The organism is Kitasatospora sp. NPDC008050, assembly GCF_042957465.1.
GTDB lineage: Bacteria > Actinomycetota > Actinomycetes > Streptomycetales > Streptomycetaceae > Kitasatospora.
On the sequence record NZ_JBIBIJ010000004.1, the window covers coordinates 1 to 19440 of the forward strand.

The 19440-nt window shown below is 71.6% G+C and carries 16 protein-coding genes, 1 rRNA gene and 1 riboswitch; of the genes, 13 read left to right on the top strand and 4 right to left on the bottom strand.

The annotated features are described in order from the left end of the window. The 12 genes from rrf to ACFZB9_RS09365 all read left to right on the top strand — a co-directional run. A 5S ribosomal RNA gene (gene rrf / locus ACFZB9_RS09310) occupies positions 1 to 85 on the top strand; the annotation flags it as partial. Positions 86 to 194: 109 nt separating this feature from the next. After that, on the top strand, positions 195 to 806 hold the full coding sequence (locus ACFZB9_RS09315; protein WP_391445208.1) for a CDP-alcohol phosphatidyltransferase family protein: 612 nt from the start codon (positions 195 to 197) through the stop codon (positions 804 to 806). A gap of 139 nt (positions 807 to 945) precedes the next feature. Further along, the gene (locus tag ACFZB9_RS09320) at positions 946 to 3441 is read left to right on the top strand and encodes a sugar phosphate nucleotidyltransferase (protein ID WP_391445210.1); all 2496 of its coding nucleotides are present in this window, start codon (positions 946 to 948) and stop codon (positions 3439 to 3441) included. A 150-nt stretch (positions 3442 to 3591) separates the two neighbouring features. Then, complete coding sequence (locus ACFZB9_RS09325; protein ID WP_391445212.1) at positions 3592 to 4524, top strand: DUF881 domain-containing protein; 933 nt, start codon at positions 3592 to 3594, stop codon at positions 4522 to 4524. Continuing rightward, the gene (locus tag ACFZB9_RS09330) at positions 4521 to 4853 is read left to right on the top strand and encodes a small basic family protein (protein WP_327070276.1); all 333 of its coding nucleotides are present in this window, start codon (positions 4521 to 4523) and stop codon (positions 4851 to 4853) included. Before ACFZB9_RS09325 ends, ACFZB9_RS09330 begins: the two co-directional genes overlap by 4 nt. Positions 4854 to 4867: 14 nt before the next feature. Next, on the top strand, positions 4868 to 5851 hold the full coding sequence (locus ACFZB9_RS09335; protein WP_391445215.1) for a DUF881 domain-containing protein: 984 nt from the start codon (positions 4868 to 4870) through the stop codon (positions 5849 to 5851). A gap of 208 nt (positions 5852 to 6059) precedes the next feature. After that, positions 6060 to 6908: an FHA domain-containing protein gene (locus ACFZB9_RS09340; RefSeq protein ID WP_391445217.1), complete on the top strand. Its 849-nt coding sequence runs from the start codon at positions 6060 to 6062 to the stop codon at positions 6906 to 6908. A 157-nt stretch (positions 6909 to 7065) separates the two neighbouring features. Then, a complete protein-coding gene (locus ACFZB9_RS09345) occupies positions 7066 to 7776 on the top strand; it encodes a MerR family transcriptional regulator (protein WP_391445913.1) in 711 nt (236 codons plus the stop codon). Between the two features lie 90 nt (positions 7777 to 7866). Beyond that, positions 7867 to 8340: a bifunctional nuclease family protein gene (locus ACFZB9_RS09350; protein WP_327070278.1), complete on the top strand. Its 474-nt coding sequence runs from the start codon at positions 7867 to 7869 to the stop codon at positions 8338 to 8340. Between the two features lie 253 nt (positions 8341 to 8593). Then, complete coding sequence (locus ACFZB9_RS09355) at positions 8594 to 9277, top strand: MerR family transcriptional regulator (RefSeq protein ID WP_391445220.1); 684 nt, start codon at positions 8594 to 8596, stop codon at positions 9275 to 9277. A gap of 108 nt (positions 9278 to 9385) precedes the next feature. Further along, positions 9386 to 10078, top strand: coding sequence for a vancomycin high temperature exclusion protein (locus ACFZB9_RS09360; RefSeq protein ID WP_391445222.1), 693 nt, complete (start codon positions 9386 to 9388; stop codon positions 10076 to 10078). Positions 10079 to 10168: 90 nt separating this feature from the next. Beyond that, positions 10169 to 11587 (top strand): DNA polymerase IV, encoded by a 1419-nt coding sequence (locus ACFZB9_RS09365; RefSeq protein WP_391445223.1) that lies wholly within the window; start codon positions 10169 to 10171, stop codon positions 11585 to 11587. Positions 11588 to 11786: 199 nt separating this feature from the next. Here ACFZB9_RS09365 and ACFZB9_RS09370 read toward each other — a convergent pair whose 3' ends face one another. Then, positions 11787 to 13286, bottom strand: a complete 1500-nt coding sequence (locus tag ACFZB9_RS09370) for an MFS transporter (protein WP_391445224.1) — start codon at positions 13284 to 13286, stop codon at positions 11787 to 11789. Positions 13287 to 13497: 211 nt separating this feature from the next. Beyond that, on the bottom strand, positions 13498 to 14553 hold the full coding sequence (locus tag ACFZB9_RS09375) for a PRC and DUF2382 domain-containing protein (protein ID WP_391445226.1): 1056 nt from the start codon (positions 14551 to 14553) through the stop codon (positions 13498 to 13500). Between the two features lie 173 nt (positions 14554 to 14726). Next, positions 14727 to 14832, top strand: a riboswitch (glycine riboswitch). A 232-nt stretch (positions 14833 to 15064) separates the two neighbouring features. On the opposite strand from ACFZB9_RS09375, the gene gcvP reads away from it, so the two are divergent. Then, a complete protein-coding gene (gene gcvP, locus ACFZB9_RS09380; RefSeq protein ID WP_391445227.1) occupies positions 15065 to 17965 on the top strand; it encodes an aminomethyl-transferring glycine dehydrogenase in 2901 nt (966 codons plus the stop codon). 213 nt (positions 17966 to 18178) lie between these two features. On the opposite strand, the gene ACFZB9_RS09385 is transcribed toward gcvP, so the two are convergent. Continuing rightward, positions 18179 to 18370 carry a DUF5999 family protein gene (locus ACFZB9_RS09385; RefSeq protein ID WP_327070284.1) on the bottom strand — a complete coding sequence of 64 codons (192 nt, stop codon included), beginning with the start codon at positions 18368 to 18370 and terminating at the stop codon, positions 18179 to 18181. Between the two features lie 360 nt (positions 18371 to 18730). Next, the gene (locus ACFZB9_RS09390) at positions 18731 to 19342 is read right to left on the bottom strand and encodes a hypothetical protein (protein ID WP_391445229.1); all 612 of its coding nucleotides are present in this window, start codon (positions 19340 to 19342) and stop codon (positions 18731 to 18733) included. Positions 19343 to 19440 lie beyond the last annotated feature (98 nt).

Sequence of the window (19440 nt, forward strand, 5' to 3'; positions counted from 1 at the left end):
TTACATTCCGAACCCGGAAGCTAAGCCTCATAGCGCCGATGGTACTGCAGGGGGGACCCTGTGGGAGAGTAGGACGCCGCCGAACAATCATTCAGAAGAAGCCCCCTTCCGTCAGGAAGGGGGCTTCTTCGCGTTTAGCGGCGGTGCCGGGTAAAGTCTTGCCCGCAACGTCACCGTACGACAGGAGGCTCCGGGTGGAGGTCCAGGAGACGCGCGTCCAGACCGACCGCGTCCTCACCATCCCCAACCTGCTCAGCATGGCGAGGCTGGTCGGGGTCCCGGTCTTCCTCTGGCTCATCCTCTGGCCTGAGTTCGGGGGACCGAACAACGACGGCTGGGCATTGGCGATCCTGATGTTCAGTGGTGTCAGCGACTACCTGGACGGCAAGCTGGCTCGCCGATGGGGGCAGATCAGCCGGATCGGGCAGATCCTCGATCCGCTGGCGGACCGGCTGTTCGTACTCTCCACCCTGCTCGGGCTGACCTGGCGCGGGATCCTGCCGTGGTGGCTGACCGGCATCCTGCTGGCCCGCGACCTCTTCATCAGTTCCCTGCTGCCCATTCTCAACCGTCACGGGTACGGGCCGCTGCAGGTCAGCTTTCTGGGGAAGGCGGCCACCTTCAATCTGATGTACGGCTTCCCGCTCCTGCTGCTCGGGCAGGGGGAGGGCTGGTTCCACAGCACGGCGAACGCCGTCAGCTGGGCGTTCATCTGGTGGGGCACGGTGCTGTACTGGTGGGCCGGCATCCTCTATGCCGTGCAGACCAGGCAGATCGTCAAGGCGGCCGGCGTGACCACGGTATGAGACGCGGTACCCGACACGCCGTAATCGTGGCGTAGTTAACCCGTGCTTCCGCGCGTCGGATCATTTTTGCCGGGTAGAGGTGTCCTGGAACGGTTTGATGGACGGCGAGTCCATTGCCGCGAAGGAGGACGCACCCGCAATGAAAGCCGTTGTGATGGCAGGAGGCGAGGGAACTCGTCTCCGCCCGATGACTTCGAGTATGCCGAAGCCGCTCCTACCGGTGGCCAATCGCCCGATCATGGAGCACGTGCTTCGGCTGCTCAAGCGGCATGGCCTCACCGATACGGTCGTCACCGTGCAGTTCCTTGCGTCGCTGGTGAAGAACTACTTCGGCGACGGCGAGGAACTCGGTATGAGCCTCAGCTATGCGAACGAGGAGATTCCGCTCGGCACCGCGGGCAGTGTCAAGAACGCCGAGGACGCACTACGCGACGACTCCTTTCTGGTGATCTCCGGAGACGCCCTCACCGATTTTGATCTTTCCGAGTTGATCGCTTTTCACCGGAGCAAGGGAGCTCTGGTCACGGTCTGCCTCACCCGGGTTCCCGACCCGCTGGAATTCGGAATCACGATCGTCGACGACGAGGGCCGGGTCGAGCGCTTCCTGGAGAAGCCCACCTGGGGGCAGGTCTTCTCGGACACCGTGAACACCGGGATCTACGTCATGGAGCCCGAGGTCTTCGACTACGTCGCGGCGGGGCAGTCGGTGGACTGGTCGAGTGACGTCTTCCCCCAGTTGCTCAAGGAGGGCAAGCCGGTCTACGGGTACGTGGCCGAGGGCTACTGGGAGGACGTCGGCACGCACGAGAGCTACGGCAAGGCGCAGGCCGACGTCCTGGAGGGCAAGGTCGACGTCGAGCTGGACGGCTTCGAGATCTCGCCGGGCGTCTGGGTCGCCGAGGGCGCCGAGGTGGATCCGGAGGCGATCCTGCGCGGTCCGCTCTACATCGGCGACTACGCCAAGGTGGAGGCCGGTGTGGAGCTGCGCGAGCACACGGTGCTCGGCAGCAACGTCGTGGTCAAACGCGGCGCGTTCCTGCACAAGGCCGTGATCCACGACAACGTCTACATCGGGCCGCAGACCAACCTGCGCGGCTGTGTGGTTGGCAAGAACACCGATGTGATGCGCGCGGCCCGGATCGAGGACGGCGCGGTCATCGGCGACGAGTGCCTGATCGGCGAGGAGTCGATCATCGCCGGCGGGGTGCGGGTCTACCCGTTCAAGACCATCGAGGCCGGCGCCTTCGTCAACACCTCGGTGATCTGGGAGTCGCGCGGCCAGGAGCACCTGTTCGGGGCGCGCGGCGTCTCCGGCATCCTCAACGTCGAGATCACCCCGGAGCTGGCCGTGCGGCTGGCCGGCGCGTACGCGACCACCCTGAAGAAGGGGGCGACCGTCACCATCGCGCGTGACCACTCGCGTGGTGCCCGTGCGCTCAAACGGGCGATGATCTCGGCCCTGCAGACCAGTGCCATCGACGTCCGGGACCTGGAGAACGTGCCGCTGCCGGTGGCCCGTCAGCACACCGCGCGTGGCAGTGCCGGCGGGATCTTCCTGCGCACCACGCCCGGTGTGTCGGACTCGCTCGACATCCTCTTCTTCGACGAGCGCGGCGCCGATCTCTCGCAGGCCGGCCAGCGCAAGCTGGACCGGGTCTACGCCCGCCAGGAGTACCGCCGGGCGTTCCCGGGCGAGATCGGTGACCTGACCTTCCCGTCCAGCGTCTTCGACTCCTACGCGGGCAACCTGCTGCGGGCGATCGACACCACGGGTGTGCGCGAGGCCGGGCTCAAGGTGGTGGTGGACACCGCGCACGGCAGCGCCGGCCTGGTCCTGCCCAGCATCCTGGGCCGGCTCGGGGTCGAGGCGCTGACTGTCAGCAGCGGTCTGGACGAGGCCAGGCCCACCGAGGACGCCGAGGAGCGGCGGGCGGGCCTGGCCCGGCTCGGCGCCCTGGTGGCCTCCTCCCGTGCGGCCTTCGGGGTGCGGTTCGACCCGGTGGGCGAGCGGGTCTCCTTCGTGGACGAGCTGGGCCGGGTGATCGAGGACGACCGGGCGCTGCTGGTCCTGCTCGACCTGGTCGCCGCCGAGCGGCGCAGCGGCCAGGCCGCGCTGCCGGTGACCACCACGCGGATCGCCGAGCAGGTCGCGGCGTACCACGGCACCCAGGTCACCTGGACCAGCACCTCGCCGGACGACCTCGCCAAGGCGGCCGCCGCCGAGGGCACGATCTTCGGCGGGGACGGCCGGGGCGGCTTCGTGGTCCCCGAGTTCAGCGGGGTGCTCGATGGGGCGGCGGCCTTCGTCCGGCTGGTCGGCCTGGTGGCCCGCACCCAGCTGACACTCAGTCAGATCGACGCGCGGATTCCGCAGGCCCACATGCAGCGCCGTGACGTGGCCACCCCGTGGGCGGCCAAGGGCATGGTGATGCGCTCGGTGGTGGAGGCGGCGGGCAACCGGCTGCTGGACACCACCGACGGTGTTCGGGTGGTCGAGCCCGACGGCCGCTGGACCCTGGTGCTGCCCGACCCGGCGGAGGCGGTCACCCACCTGTGGGCCGAGGGTCCCGACGACGAGGCGACCCAGAGCCTGCTGGAGGAGTGGGCAGCGGTGGTGGACGGCGCCGGACGCTGAGCCAGGCCTGACCGCGCGGCCCGTCGCGGCCGGTCCCTGACGTCGGGGGCTGGTCGTGGCGGGCCGCGGGGTCGTGGGACGATGTCCCGCATGTCAGTGACGCGGCCACCGAGCAGGGGAAACGGGCGGTTCTCCCGCCCTGACGCCTCGATGACGTTGCTGACCACCGTGATGGACCAGAGCCTGGACGAGGGCTACGCGGCCGCCGCCCGGGCGCGGGGCGAGGTGGGTCGCCGTCGGCTGCCCACCACCGCCAGGGGCCGTCTGGTGCTCGCGGTCGGCCTGGCCCTGGCGGCCGTCGTGGTGACGGTCAGTGGGGTCAACGCCCACGAGGCCGAGCCCGCGCTGGCCAAGCAGCACGACGCGCTGGTCCAGCGGGTCACCGACGGCACCACGGCCGACGACAAGCTGCAGGCGCAGGTCGAGGCGACCCGGGCCCAGGTCGACCAGGAGCAGCGGCGTGCCCTGAAGGAGAACGGCGACGACGCCGCCCTCGCCGCGCTGACCTCCGCGGTGGGCACGGGCGCGGTCAAGGGCCCCGGTTTCAAGCTGGTCCTCGACGACGCCTCCGATACGGGAGGCGGCGGGGTCGACCCGCGCACCGCCGACAACTTCAGCGGCGAGCGGCTGCACGACCGTGACCTGCAACTGATCGTCAACGGTCTCTGGCAGGCCGGCGCGGAGGCGATCGCGGTGAACGGACAGCGGCTCACCGCGCTCTCGGCGATCCGTGCCGCCGGTGACGCGATCCTGGTCGACAACCGGCCGCTGGTGCCGCCGTACACGGTGTTGGCGGTGGGGGACGAGAAGCGGCTGCCGGGCGCCTTCCAGGACAGCATGGGCGGCCAGTACCTCCGGCTTTTGGAGGACAGCTACGGGATCAAAGCGACCGCCGGCCCGCAGCACTCGTTGGACCTGCCGGGAGCGGTCGGCTTCACGCTGCGGCTGGCCACGCCCGACGAGGGTCCGACGGCCGGGCCCACACCGGCGCCCTCCACCAGCCCGGCACCCGGTTCCGCTACGCCTTCTTCCATAGCCTCCATAGGCCCCTCGCCTTCAACGACAGGAGCATCCAAGCCGTGATCGCCGTACTGGGCCTGGTGGCCGGGGTCGTCGCCGGACTCTTCGTGCAGCCCTCGGTGCCGGCCGCCGTCGTCCCGTATCTGCCGATCGCGGTGGTGGCCGCGCTGGACGCCGTCTTCGGCGGGGTGCGGGCGATGCTGGACGGGATCTTCGACGACAAGGTCTTCGTGGTCTCCTTCCTGTCCAACGTGGTGGTGGCCGCGCTGATCGTCTTCCTCGGGGACCAGCTGGGCGTGGGGTCGCAGCTGTCCACCGGTGTGGTCGTGGTGCTGGGCATCCGGATCTTCTCGAACGCGGCTGCCATCCGGCGCCATGTGTTCCGCGCCTGAGGCCGGGGCGAGACGTGACACAGGACGGGACACCGGACGAACCGCGCGAGCCGGGGGAGGGCGACGCGACGGCGCCCGAGAGCGGCAGGCCCGCGATCGACGAACCTGACACCGGCGGACCCGACACCGACGAGCCGGTCGCCGACGAACCCACCGCGAGCGAACCCGCCACGGACGAGCCCGCCGAGGAGCAGGCCCCGGTCGCGGAGGCTCCCGTCGAGGACGAGCCCGCCGAGAACGAGACGGCCGAGCCGCCCGCCTCCGCGCGGCCGCCGCTCGACGGCCGCGGGCGCCTGCGCAAGGCGCTCTGGCCGCCGCGCCTGTCCCGCGGTCAGCTGGTGGTGGCCCTGCTGCTCTTCGCGCTGGGCCTGGGCCTGGCGATCCAGGTACGCAGCACCAACGACCACAGCGCGCTGCGCGGTGCCCGCCAGGAGGACCTGGTCCGGATCCTGGACGAACTGGACAGCCGCCAGCAGCGTCTGCAACAGGAGAAGGCCCAACTGGACCAGTCCCTGACCCAGTTGGAGAACAGCTCGAACCAGGCCAAGGAGGCTCAGGAGCAGACCCGGCAGAAGGCGCTGGAGCTGGGTGTGCTGGCCGGCACCGTCAAGGCCAGCGGGCCGGGGATCGTACTGACTGTCGATGACCCCCAGGGGCAGGTCAAGGCGGATATGCTGCTGGACACCCTGCAGGAACTCCGAGCTGCGGGGGCGGAGGCGATTCAGATCAACGAGGTCCGAGTGGTGGCGCACACCTACTTCACCGACCTGCCCTCGGGCGGGGTGGCGATCGACGGGAAGAAGGTCGCGCAGCCGTACCGCTTCACGGTGATCGGCAATCCGCAGGATCTGACGCCCGCTCTGAACATTCCGGGTGGCATCGTCCGTACTTTGGAGAAGGAGCAAGTGGGCACCAACATCTCGGAGCAGCAGAAGGTGACGGTGGACGCGCTGGCCGTGCCCGGATCGGCGCAGTTCGCCAAGCCGGCGGCGAAGTGAGGAACCATCCGATCCGTCTGACGCCCCGTCGGCTGGACCACTTCCCACCTGCGCGGCTGAGCGCCCCCCGGTGCAGACCACCGGAACGGCGTCGGTCAGACTGTTCAGTACCACTCCCGCAGCCCCGGCCGGACGCCGGGCTCGCCGCCTGTCCGAGGTTCTCACCCTGCCCCGCGGGCGGGTCTGTTTCACGCAAGGGGATTCGCCCGTGAGTTTTTTCTCGAAGCTGTTCGGCCGCTCCAACCGCCGTCGCGCGGCGGTGGAAATGCCCACCGCGCGCCATCGGCGCGAGGAGGACGAGGCGGGCCAGGTCCCCGGGATGCGCGGCGCCCCGCAGGAGGGCTACCAGCCGGCCGGTGAGCGCCCGCTCTTCCGCGACTCGGGCTACGGCGCGTCGGTTGACCCTTCGGGCGCCCCGCGCATAGGTTTCCCGTCAGGACCCTCAACCTCTGGTGGAGGGTTTGCCCCGGAGTCCTATGCCGGGCATGTCCCAGGGGGAGTACCGCGCCAGGAGGCTGCGAACATGACCGGCCCGATCGTCTGCCCTCGGTGCGGCAACCAGAACCCGGCCACCGCCAGGTTCTGCAACAACTGCGGCAGCCCGCTGCGCGGCGGTGCGCCGGAGATGCCGGCCGAGACCACCTCGACCATCTCGATCTCCGGCCTGGAGTCCTACGACCCCACGGCCACCGGCACCGGGGCCACCCCGGCGCTCTCGGCCGAGGTGCTGGCCGCGATCGACGCGCTGCCCCCGGGCTCCGCGCTGCTGATCGTCCAGCGCGGTCCGAACTCCGGCAGCCGTTTCCTGCTGGACGCGGACGTCACCACCGCCGGTCGGCACCCGCAGGGCGACATCTTCCTCGACGACGTCACCGTCTCGCGCCGGCACGTGGAGTTCCGCCGCCGCCCGGGTGGTTTCACCGTCGCGGACGTCGGCAGCCTGAACGGGACGTACGTCAACCGGGAGCGGATCGACGAGGTCGGTCTGAACAACGGTGACGAGGTGCAGATCGGCAAGTACCGACTGGTCTTCTTCGCGGGACCTCAGCGGTACTGAGACACCGGCAGGGCACGGGGCACGGGCGGACGGCGGGGGGATTCGGCACCACGACGGCGGCAGGAGAGCGCGAGTGACCTCGAATCAGACCGTGACCCCCCAGCGTCGACCCGGCGGCCTCGTGCCCCGGGCGGCCGAACCGCGTGGCGGTGAGCTGCTGAGCATCGGCGCGGTGCTCGCCTTCCTGCGCGAGGACTTCCCGGAAGTCACCATCTCCAAGATCCGCTTCCTGGAGGCGGAGGGCCTGGTCGAGCCGCAGCGCACGCCCTCGGGCTACCGCAAGTTCGGCCCGGCCGACGTCGAGCGGCTCGCCTACGTGCTGCGCATGCAGCGCGACCACTACCTGCCGTTGCGGGTGATCCGCGAGCATCTGGACGCGATCGAGCGTGGGGAGGCCCCGCCGGCCCTGCCGGCGGCGGACTCCCGCCCCGGGCCGTTGGAGGAGGCGGACCGCGAGCTGGTCGCGGCCTCGGGCCCGACCTCCGGGGTGCGGCTGGGCCGGGCCGAGCTGCTGGCCGCCGCCGGGGCCGAGGAGCGGGACCTGGCCGCCTGGGAGTCCTACGGCCTGGTGCTGGCGGGACCGGACGGCGGCTATGACGCCGACACCCTGCAGATCGCCCGTCTGGTGGCGGAGCTGGGCCGGTTCGGCCTCGAACCGCGCCACCTGCGCCAGGTGAAGGCCGCCGCGGAGCGCGAGATCGCGCTGGTGGACCAGGTGGTCGCCCCGCTGCGCCGCCACCGCAACCCGCAGACCAGGGCGCATGCCGAGACCACCGCCCGTGAGCTGGCCACCCTGGCGGTGCGGCTGCACGCCACCATGGTCCAGGCCGGGCTGCGGGCCCAGGGCCTGTCGGACAAGCCCTGGTAGTGCGGGTCGCGGGCCCGCCCGGTGCGGCGCGCCCGTGTGCGGGGACCGGCCGCGCTTTCATATCTCGGAGCGGGGCCATAGGGTTGCCTTGTGAATGAGCTCGACGTCGTAGGTGTCCGGGTGGAGATGCCCTCCAACCAGCCGATCGTCCTGCTGCGCGAAGTGGGGGGTGATCGGTACTTGCCGATTTGGATCGGCCCAGGCGAGGCGACCGCGATCGCCTTCGCCCAGCAGGGCATGACGCCCGTGCGACCGCTGACCCACGACCTGTTCAAGGACGTGCTGGAGGCGTTGGGTCAGCAGCTCACCGAGGTGCGGATCACCGACCTGCGCGAGGGCGTCTTCTACGCCGAGTTGGTCTTCACCGGCGGCGTCGAGGTCAGTGCGCGGCCCTCCGACGCGATAGCACTGGCGTTGCGCACCGGGACCCCGATCTTCGGGGCGGAGGAGGTGCTGGCCGAGGCCGGCATCGCGATCCCGGACGAGCAGGAGGACGAGGTCGAGAAGTTCCGCGAGTTCCTCGACCAGGTCTCGCCGGAGGACTTCGGCGGCAGCGCGCAGTAGTCGCGGTCCGGCCGTCGAGGGGTCTGCTGCGGGCCGAGCGGTCCGGTGCCCGAGCAGAAGTCGATCAGTTGTTTTGCCAAAGTGTCCGGTCCTACCCACACTGGGGGCACGCGAAACCACTCTCCGGAGTGATTCGGTTTCGCCAACCCGGCGTGGCGATCGTTGACGCGTCTTGGACGACTGCCTACCGTCAGGGGTGGCCGCCGGGATGACCTGATCCGGGCGCCCGGCGCACGAGTGGACGGAGGTTGGCATGAGCAGCAGCGGCGATGAGGCGGCCGTGGGAGGCCCGTGCGCCCTCCACCTGCCACGTGGCAACCGGACGATGATCGGCCGCTCCTGGGAGACCCCGGCGGTCGAGACCGTTGCCGAACTGCCCAGAGTCGGTCGTTTTCCCGCGGTCCAGCCCGGCCAGCCGGCCGTCGAGCGGATCGCCCCGGCCCCGGGGCCGCTGGCCTATCGCGGGCCGACGGCCTGCTCGGCGGCGGGCATCACCTACCGCCAGCTCGACTACTGGGCCAGGACCGGCCTGCTGGAGCCGAGCGTGCGGGCCTCGTACCCGACGGGTGCGCAGCGGCTCTACAGCTTCCGGGACATCCTGATCCTCAAGATCGTCAAGCGGTTGCTGGACGCCGGCGTATCGCTGCAGAACATCCGAGTGGCCGTCACCCATCTGCAGTCCGCCGAGGTGGCCGCGCTCTCCGGATTGACCCTGATGAGTGACGGGGCGACGGTCTACGAGTGCACCTCGCCGCAGCAGGTGGTCGACCTGCTGAAGGGTGGTCAGGGGATGTTCGGCATCGCGGTGGGCGCGGTGGCGCAGGAGCTGGAGGGCACTCTCTCCCGGCTGCACGCCGAGCGCACCGACACCGGCGAGACGCTGCTCGGGCACGATCCGGCCGACGAGCTGGCCCAGCGGCGCAACCGCGCGGTCTGACCCGTACAGCGGCGGCCGTGACACCGGTCGGCCCGGCGCGGAACCGTCCGGGTCCGGCCGGTCGTCCGCCCTGGTGATGGATCTTGGTCGACCAGGGGCGGACGGATCGTGCGTGGCATACGGGTGAGCGGGCTGCTGCGGGGGCGCCGGCGGCAGCGGCGGGTCTTCCAGAGCCTGGTGCTGCTCAGCGCGGTCGCGCTGCTGCCCAGCGCCTGGCTGTTCGGCACGGAGGACTCCCGGATCCGCACCGTGGCGGACGTGCCGGCCGAGCCGGTCGCGGTGGTCTTCGGCGCCGGGGTGGTGAACGGGCAGCCCTCCGACTACCTGGCGCACCGGCTGGACGCCGCCCTGCAGCTCTACCAGGCGCACAAGGTCCAGGCGATCCTGGTCACCGGCGACAACAGCCGGCCCGACTACAACGAGCCCGGCACGATGTACGACTACCTGGTCGCGCGCGGGGTGCCGCCGGTGCGGGTGGTGCGCGACTACGCGGGCTTCGACACCTGGGACTCCTGCGCCCGGGCCCGGCGGATCTTCGGCGTCGACCACGCGGTGCTGGTCAGCCAGGACTACCACGTGCGCCGGGCGCTGGCGCTCTGCCGGGCGGCGGGCATCGACTCCTACGCTGTGGGAGTGCCCGAGACTCGGGACACCACCTGGTACTACGGCGGGCTGCGGGAGCTGCCGGGGGCGGAGAAGGCGGCGCTCAGTGCGCTCTTCCACCCGGACCCGACGGATCTCGGCCCCAGGGACCAGGGCGTGGCGCGGGCGCTGGCGGACGCGGCGCACCCGGCGGGCTGAGCGCGCCCGTCCGGTCCGGCCCTCCGGCCCTCCAGGGCTCCCGCTCCGTCGGAGCGCTGCTTTGTCAGACCGCTGCGCGATGATCGACTTGTGCGGACAGTGCCGAGCATCCTCCACCTCGACATGGACGCCTTCTTCGCCTCGGTGGAGCAGGCGGCCAAGCCGAGCCTGCGCGGCAAGCCGGTGGTCGTCGGCGGCCTGGGCGGCCGCGGCGTGGTCTCCACCGCCTCCTACGAGGCGCGGGTGTTCGGGGTGCACTCCGCGATGGCGATGGCGGTGGCCCGCCGGCTGTGCCCGAACGCCGCCTACCTGTGGCCGCGGTTCGTCGCCTACCGGGAGATCAGCGAGCAGGTGATGGCGATGATGCGTGAACTGTCGCCCCTGGTCGAGCAGTTGAGTGTGGATGAGGCCTATGTGGATCTGACCGCCGGCCCCTACGGCGCGGCGCTGGCCGCGGTGCCGCCCACCGAGGGCAGCGCGTTGGTCGAGGCGATCGCCCAGGACCTGCGGGCCGACATCCAACGCCGCACCGGGCTGACCGCCTCGATCGGGGCCGCCGGCTCGAAGCTGATGGCCAAGATCGCCTCCGAGCAGGCCAAGCCGGACGGCCTGGTGCTGGTGGCGCCCGGCCAGGAGCGGGCGGTGCTCGGTCCGATGTCGGTGCGGGCGCTGCCGGGGGTGGGCCCCGCCACCGAGCAGGCGTTGCGCCGGGCCGGGCTGCTGACCGTGGCCGAGGTCGCGGACCAGTCCGAGGACGAGCTGGTCCGGCTGCTCGGGAAGGCCCATGGGGCCGGCGTGTCGCTGATGGCGCGCGGGCTGGACGACCGGGCCGTGGTCCCGGACCGGGATGCCAAGTCGGTCTCCGTGGAGGACACCTACGAGGTCGACCTGGCCGATCGCGACCAGGTGCTGCACGAACTGGACGTGCTGGCCGCGCGCTGCGTTCGCCGGCTGCGGGCGGCCGGGCGGTCCGGGCGGACGGTGGTGATCAAGGTGCGCCGGTTCGACTTCAGCACGCTGACCCGCTCGGAGACGCTGCGCGGGCCCACCGACGACGAGCGGGTGATCGCCGCCACGGCCCGACGGCTGGCCGCCCAGGTCAACCTGACGGGCGGGATCCGGCTGCTCGGCGTCGGCGTCTCCCAGCTGGCGGAGTTCACCCAGGAGGACCTCTTCGCCCAGGCGGCGGCCGAGGAAGCCGAGGCAGCCGAGGCGGCGCAGGAGGCCGCGGCGCAGGCGGCGGTCGAGGTCGAGTCGGCCGAGCCCGCCGACGCGCCGACCCCGACCGCGGGGGCGAACCAGCCGCTGGGCACCCGGATCTGGATGCCGGGCCAGGACGTGCGGCACGAGGAGTTCGGCGCCGGCTGGGTGCAGGGCAGCGGGGTCGGCCGGGTGACGGTGCGCTTCGAGACGCCCGATTCGCCGCCGGGCCGGGTGCGCACCCTCCTGGTGGACGACCCGGCGTTGAGTCCGGCCGAGCCGCTGCCGCTGCGTCCGCTGCCGGAGTAGCCGGGCGGGCGGACACCGCTGCCGGCCGGTCCGGCCGGCACGGGGCCGGGGAATGCCGGGTCGGGGCAGGCCGGGTCGGGGAATGCCGAACGCCCCACCCGAGGTGCTCGGGTGGGGCGTTCGACGGTCCGGCGCCGCCGATCCCTGGACGGTGCCGGGCGGGCTCCCTGCGGTCGTGCACCGCGGGAGCCCCAGCGCGTCAGGCGCTGGTCTTGGTGGGCTGCGGCGCGTTGGCCGACTCGCCGGCCGGGGCCGCGGGAGCGGCCGTCCGGACCGTCCGGATCGCGAACGGCACCACGGCGGCGATCAGGCAGATCACGGCGGTGATCCAGTAGGCGTGCTTGTAGGCGTCCAGGGTCGGGAGCTGGACCTTGATCATCGCGGCGATCTGCGGCGGGAACTTCATGGTGTCGCCGGTCAGGACCGCGCCCAGCACGGCGGTGCCGATCGCACCACCCACGGTGCGCAGCACCGCGTTCATGCCGTTGGCGATACCGCTCTGCTCGGCCGGGACGGCGCCGTTGATGAAGGCGGGCATGGCCGCGTAGGCCAGGCCGACGCCGAGACCGAAGAGACCGGCGGCGAAGTAGATGTCACCCTCGGCGCTGTGCCGCAGGGCCAGGTAGGCCATCGAGACGGCACCGAACAGGCCGCCGAGCACCAGCGGCAGGCGCGGGCCGCTGCGGCCGATCATCATCGCGCCGACCGGGGCGGCGATCATCGAGCCGGCCGCGGAGGGCAGCAGCAGCACCCCGGCGTGCAGCACGCTGGCGGTGAAGCCGTAGTGCGCGAGCTTCTCGGGGGTCTGGGTGAAGTTGCTGATCACCAGGAAGGAGCCGTACATCCCGAAGCCGATGAGCAGGCCGGAGATGTTGGTGAAGGCGACGGCCGGGCGGGCCATCATCTTCATGTCGACCAGCGGGTGCTTGACCTTGACCTCGATGATGCCCCAGATCAGCGCGACCACGGCGGCGACGGCGAACAGGCCCAGCGTCTTGGTGGAGGTCCAGCCCCACTCGTTGCCGCGGCTGACCGCGATCAGCAGAGCGGAGAGCCAGCCGGCCAGGGTGATGGCGCCCAGCGGGTCGGCGCCGCCGTTCTTGTCGGTCACCGGGTCCTTCGGCACCCGCACGACCACCAGGGCGATGGCGAGCAGCGCGGCGACCAGGCCCATCCAGAAGATCGACTTGTAGTCCCAGTGCTCCAGCAGCAGGCCGGTGGCGACCAGGCCGAGGCCGCTGCCGACACCCATCGAGGCACTGATCGCGGCGACGCCGCCGGTGACCTTCTCGCGCGGCAGCTCGTCGCGGACGATGCTGATCGCCAGCGGCAGCACGCCACCGCCGGCGCCCTGCAGCACGCGGGCGATGATCAGCAGGCTGAAGGAGTGGGTGGCCACCGCGAGCCCGGAGCCGAGCACCAGCCCGCCCAGCGAGATCAGCAGCATCGGCTTGCGGCCCCGCAGGTCGCCGAAGCGGCCCAGCAGCGGGGTCAGGACGGCCGCCGAGAGCAGGTTGGCGGTCATCAGCCAGGTGATGTTGGAACCGGAGACCTTCAGCTCCAGGGCCAGCGACGGCAGGATCGGCACGACCGCGGTCTGGATGACGCTGTAGGCCAGCATCGCCAGGATCAGGGCGGGCAGCACCCGGGCACTGCTCGGTTTCGCGGCCGAGGCGGTGGGCTTGACTGCCTCACTCACGGTGGCTCCTTCAGAAACGGGCTGAGCGGCTTTCCAGCTGCTTCAAGCCAGCGATAGTCAATGAACTGAAGTAACCATGCCGAAAGTGCTTCACTCTGTCAAATATCTAGCGCTGAAGCTTTGTCGAGGCCGACGGCCCGGACCCGCTCGCGCGGATCCGGGCCGTCCGATCGGGCCGCGGTCGGGCCCGGATCGGCCGGGCCGTCAGGGGTCAGCCGACGCGGCCGGTGGGGGCGCCCGCCTGCTGCGGGGCGGGCATCGGGGTGTGGGCGGCGGGCGCCGTGCTGTCGTGGATCTCCACCTGCTCACGGCGCAGCTCGTCGCGGATCACCTTCTCCTCGGTGTACCGCTCGACCACCAGGCGCACCCGTTCGAGCGGAGCCACGTACTTGCGCACCGCCGGGCGCTCCTCGCGCAGCGTCACCTCCTCGACCGCCTCGGCGATCTCCTGCGCGGTGAGGGTGGCCCGCTCCGCCTCGCTGACCGGCACCCGCTCCACCCGGACCCGTTCGCGCACCACCTGCACCCGGCGCTCCACCGGCTCGGTCACCACGTACTTGCGCAGCTTGGCGGTGCCCAGCACGTGCCACTCGTTGACGATCTCCAGGCGCTCCTCGCGCAGCGTCAGCTCCACCGGTCCGGGCGGGGCGTTGGTGGCCGGGCCGTGGTCGGCACCGGTCTTGGGCGCGGTGTGCACCGGATCGGGGGTGGGGCTCGGCGGCGGCTCGACCGGCTTGTCCAGCCCGATGGTGGGCGGGGCCGACGGTGCGACGCCCTGGGCCCGGGGCAGCTGGGTGGTCTGCTGGGTGGTGCCCGACTCGGCCGAGCCGTTGCTGCGCGTCATGGTGGTCGCCGCGGCCGCCACGGGGGCGCCGGCGGCCACCCCGAAGTCCAGGTCCGTCGAGCCGGGCGAACCGTTCGCGGTGGTGTTCCGCTCACCCGTACGGCCGGCGCCGGGGGAGTCGAGGCCGTAGTAGCGGTAGAGCTGGAGCTCCTGGGCGGGGGAGAGGTGCTGGCCGACGCCGAAGTCCGGCGACTCCTTGATCAGTGACTTGTCGTACGGCACGCGCAGCTCCTCACCGGAGAACTCGCTCGTGGTCAGCGGGACGAACGCGTCCCGGCCGAAGATTCCGGTGCGCACGGCGGCCCACTCGGGCTCACCCGTAGCGTCGTCGAGGTAGACCTCGTCCACCGTGCCGATCTTGTCGCCGTTGCGGTCGACGGCCTTGTGCCCGATCAGGTCTCGGGGATCGATGTCGGTCTGCACGCTTTCCTCATCCTCCTGTGGCTGCTGCCTGCGATTCACACCAAAAGGCACGGATCGGATGACGGCGAGCCAAGCGCCGCCGTCCGTGCGCGGGCTGCGCCAAGTGGGGGAGCACATTCGCTCACCTGCACGGTCGTCCGAGAGGTCCGCGCTGGTACCCTGGGCGCGACCGCCGAACCCGCTCGGGAGAGTCCTCACCCTTCGAAACAGAGGGGACTGGGGCGCCGAAGGAGCAAACCCTCCCCGGAATCTCTCAGGCATCCGTACCGTGTGGGATAGGTCACTCTGGAAAGCAGGGCAGGGCCGCGGGCGAGGGAGCCGGCGGGCACCACCCTCACCGACGGTGCAAGCCGGCGGGGCGTCAGCCCCGCGCGGGCGAAGCTCTCAGGTCCCGATGACAGAGGGGGAGGCCTGTCGGGCTCGCCCGTCCAGGTCCATCCGCTCTCCACAGCGGCGCGGGCCCGCGGCGTGCGTGCCCCCGCCGGTCCGTGACCAGGAGGCCTCGACCACCATGACTGCCCAGCCGACCGCCGGTCGCCCCCGCAGCTCCGCCACCCTCGCCGAGCTGGAAACCGCCAGCCCCTTCGAGTCCCGCCACATCGGCCCCGACGCCGCCGCCCAGGAGAAGATGCTGGCCCAGGTCGGCTACGGCTCGCTGGACGAACTCTCCGCCGCCGCCGTCCCCGAGGCGATCCGCAGCATCACCGGACTGGACCTGCCGGCCGGCCGCAGCGAAGCCCAGGTGCTGGCCGAACTGCGCGAGCTGGCCCGGCAGAACCAGGTGCTCACCCCGATGATCGGGCTGGGCTACTACGGCACCTTCACCCCGCCGGTGATCCTGCGCAACGTCATGGAGAACCCGGCCTGGTACACCGCCTACACCCCGTACCAGCCGGAGATCTCGCAGGGCCGCCTGGAGGCGCTGCTCAACTTCCAGACCCTGGTCTCCGACCTGACCGGCCTGCCCACCTCCGGCTCCTCGCTGCTCGACGAGGGCACCGCGGCGGCCGAGGCGATGGCGCTGGCCCGCCGGGTCACCAAGGTCAAGGGCGGTGTCTTCCTGGTCGACGCCGACACCCTGCCGCAGACCGTCGCGGTGATCCGGACCCGCGCGCTGCCCACCGGCGTCGAGGTGGTCGTCGCCGATCTGTCCGAGGGCATCCCGGCCGACATCGCCGAGGGCGGCGTCTTCGGCGTGCTGCTGCAGTACCCCGGCGCCTCCGGCGCGGTGCGCGACCTGGCCGCGGTGATCGAGCAGGCGCACGGGCTCGGCGCGATCGTCGCGGTCGCCGCCGACCTGCTGGCGCTCACCCTGCTCAAGTCGCCCGGCTCGCTCGGCGCCGACATCGCCTGCGGCACCTCGCAGCGCTTCGGCGTCCCGATGGGCTTCGGCGGCCCGCACGCCGGCTACCTGTCGGTGCGTGCCGAGTACGCCCGCTCGCTGCCCGGCCGCCTGGTCGGCGTCTCGGTGGACGCCGACGGCCAGCGCGCCTACCGGCTGGCGCTGCAGACCCGTGAGCAGCACATCCGCCGTGAGAAGGCCACCAGCAACATCTGTACCGCCCAGGTGCTGCTCGCCGTGATGGCCTCGATGTACGCCGTCTACCACGGCCCCGACGGCCTGGCCGACATCGCCCGCCGCACCCACCGCTACGCCGCCGCGCTGGCCGCGGGCCTGCGGGCCGGCGGCGTCGAGCTCGCCCACGAGGCGTTCTTCGACACCGTCACCGCGAAGGTCCCGGGCCGGGCCGCCGCCGTTCTCGCCACCGCTCGCGAGGCGGGCATCAACCTCTACCAGGTGGACGCCGACACCGTCTCGATCTCCTGCGACGAGACCACCACCCGCGAGCACCTGGCCGCCGTCTGGGCCTCCTTCGGCGTCGCGGGCGTGGACGCGGACTCGGTCGCCGAGACGCTGCCGGCCGGCCTGCTGCGCGAGGACGAGTACCTCACCCACCCGGTCTTCCACAGCCACCGCTCGGAGACCGCGATGCTGCGCTACCTGCGCCGCCTCTCGGACCGGGACTACGCGCTGGACCGCGGCATGATCCCGCTCGGCTCCTGCACCATGAAGCTCAACGCCACCACCGAGATGGAGGCGGTCACCTGGCCGGAGTTCGGCCAGCTGCACCCCTTCGCCCCGATCGACCAGGCCCAGGGCTACCTGACCCTGATCCGCCAGCTCGAGCAGCAGCTGGTCGAGGTCACCGGCTACGACGCCGTCTCGATCCAGCCGAACGCCGGCTCCCAGGGCGAGCTGGCCGGTCTGCTCGCGGTGCGCGCCTACCACCAGGCGAACGGCGACACCCAGCGCGAGGTCTGCCTGATCCCGGCCTCGGCGCACGGCACCAACGCCGCCTCCGCCGTGATGGCCGGCATGCGGGTGGTCGTCGTCAAGACGCTGACCGACGGCGACGTGGACGTCGAGGACCTGAAGGCCAAGATCGAGCAGCACCGCGAGCAGCTCGCCGTGCTGATGGTCACCTACCCCTCCACCCACGGCGTCTTCGAGACCCAGATCACCGACATCTGCGCCCTGGTGCACGAGGCCGGCGGCCAGGTCTACGTGGACGGTGCCAACCTCAACGCGCTGGTCGGCCTGGCCAAGCCGGGCAAGTTCGGCGCGGACGTCTCGCACCTGAACCTGCACAAGACCTTCTGCATCCCGCACGGCGGTGGCGGCCCGGGCGTCGGCCCGGTCGCGGTGCGCGCGCACCTGGCGCCGTACCTGCCCAACCACCCGCTGCAGAGCGAGGCCGGTCCGGCCACCGGTGTCGGCCCGATCTCGGCCGCGCCGTGGGGCTCGGCGGCGATCCTGCCGATCTCCTGGGCGTACGTGCGGCTGATGGGCGGCGAGGGCCTCAAGCGCGCCACCCAGGTCGCGGTGCTGAACGCCAACTACATCGCCAAGCGGCTGGCCCCGCACTTCCCGGTGCTCTACACCGGCCCCGGCGGCCTGGTCGCCCACGAGTGCATCATCGACCTGCGCCCGATCACCAAGGAGACGGGGGTGAGCGTGGACGACATCGCCAAGCGCCTGATCGACTACGGCTTCCACGCCCCGACCATGTCCTTCCCGGTGGCCGGCACGCTGATGATCGAGCCCACCGAGTCCGAGGACCTGCACGAGATCGACCGGTTCTGCGCCGCGATGATCGAGATCCGGGCCGAGATCGACAAGGTCGGTTCGGGCACGTGGGCCGCGGACGACAACCCGCTGCGCAACGCCCCGCACACCGCCGCCACGCTGGCGGACGACTGGGCGCACGGCTACAGCCGGCACGAGGCGGTCTTCCCGGCGGGCGTGAACCCGGCGGACAAGTACTGGCCGCCGGTGAGCCGGATCGACGGCGCCTACGGCGACCGGAACCTGGTCTGCTCCTGCCCGCCGCTGGACGAGTACGGCTCCTGAGCCGGACGGCGTGAGCCGACGGCCGCCCCGGTGGGCGGCCGTCGGCCGCGCGAGGTGCCGTCGGCTGCGTGACTGCCGTCGGCCGCGCGAATGATCGACTGCGGGACTGATCGACCGCGCGAATGACGAGATCCCCTGCGGCAGATTCCGCAGGGGACCTCGTCATGTCCGCGCCTTGGTGGCGCGGGGCCATGACCCGGCTCGGATGAGCTGTCAGGCGGCGACCAGTCGCGAGCGGTGCGGCGCGATCACCCGGCCGTCCGGCAGCAGCTCACCGGTGTCCTCGAACAGCAGGACCCCGTTGCAGAGCAGGCTCCAGCCCTGCTCGGGGTGACGGGCGACCGGAACGGCCGCCTCACGGTCGGCCGACTCGGCCGAAGGACACTCAGGTCGGTGCTGGCACATCGTTGTACCCCGCTTCGCTAACGATCCCGCCCCCCTCAGCGGCACCGGCCTGAGCCCTGCGGCCCCACGAGCCCCGGAACGCCGTTGACGGTGGTCGGATCCTGTCCCGCCGGCTCAGGTGTGAGTCAGCGCTTCTGTGGGTAGGACAGGTGGTCCTTCCACGCAGTTCCCAGTGTCGGCATCCGGAGGCCGTCCCGCAGCTGTTTGGTGACATGCGCCACAACTCCGGGGCAGAGATCACCCATTCAGATGGCCAAACCAGGCGGCGGCGCAAAAACGGGCCACCCGGCCATGACTCGACCGGGTGGCTGCGAGGTAGTCCGTTCGGGTAGTCCGTTCGGGTGGGCTGTTCGGGTCGACTCAGAGCGCGGGCACCGCCGCGGCCAACGGAGCGGGTGCGGCCGGCCGCACCGGCGCCGCGGCGGCCGGGCGGGCGAGCAGCGCGAGCAGGTCGCCCGCCGGATGGGCACGGTGCGCGGCCACGCCCAGCGGGGCCGGGGCTAGCGGGATCAGCAGGTCGTCCTCCGGTGCGGCGTCGATGCCGTGCAGCCACAGCGCCGTGGCGTAGTGCCCGGGCATCGAGAGCAGCCGCGCCTGATGGCTGGTGCGCAGCGACTGCACCAGGTGCCGGGCCTGGGCCAGTGCCCGCATGGTGGAGTCGAGATAGGGCCCGGCCGCGAAGTGCGCGAAGCTGTGGCCCTCGGTGGACTTCACCACCTCGGCCGCCGCCACCACCTGGCCGCCGTGTTCGATCAGGAACCGCCAACCCGTGCGCGGAGCCTCGGCCAGCGCGCGCGCCGTCGCCGTCCCGGGCGGCAGCTGGTGGACCGCCAGGGGATGGGAGGGCTGCAGCGGCCCGGTGGGACTGCGCAGCGCGGCGGCCCCGGCCTGCCGCAGGGCGGCATGGGAGTTCAGGGCGGCCAGGACGGCGCGCAGGGCACTTGGCGGGGGCTGGGGCGTTTGCAAGGTCATGGCGGGTCGCCTCTCCGTGCGAGATCGGCGTGCGAAAGCGGCATACCGGCGTGGCGCGAGTGGGCCGGGTCCGGTTGGGCGTGATCGCGGGGCTGAGC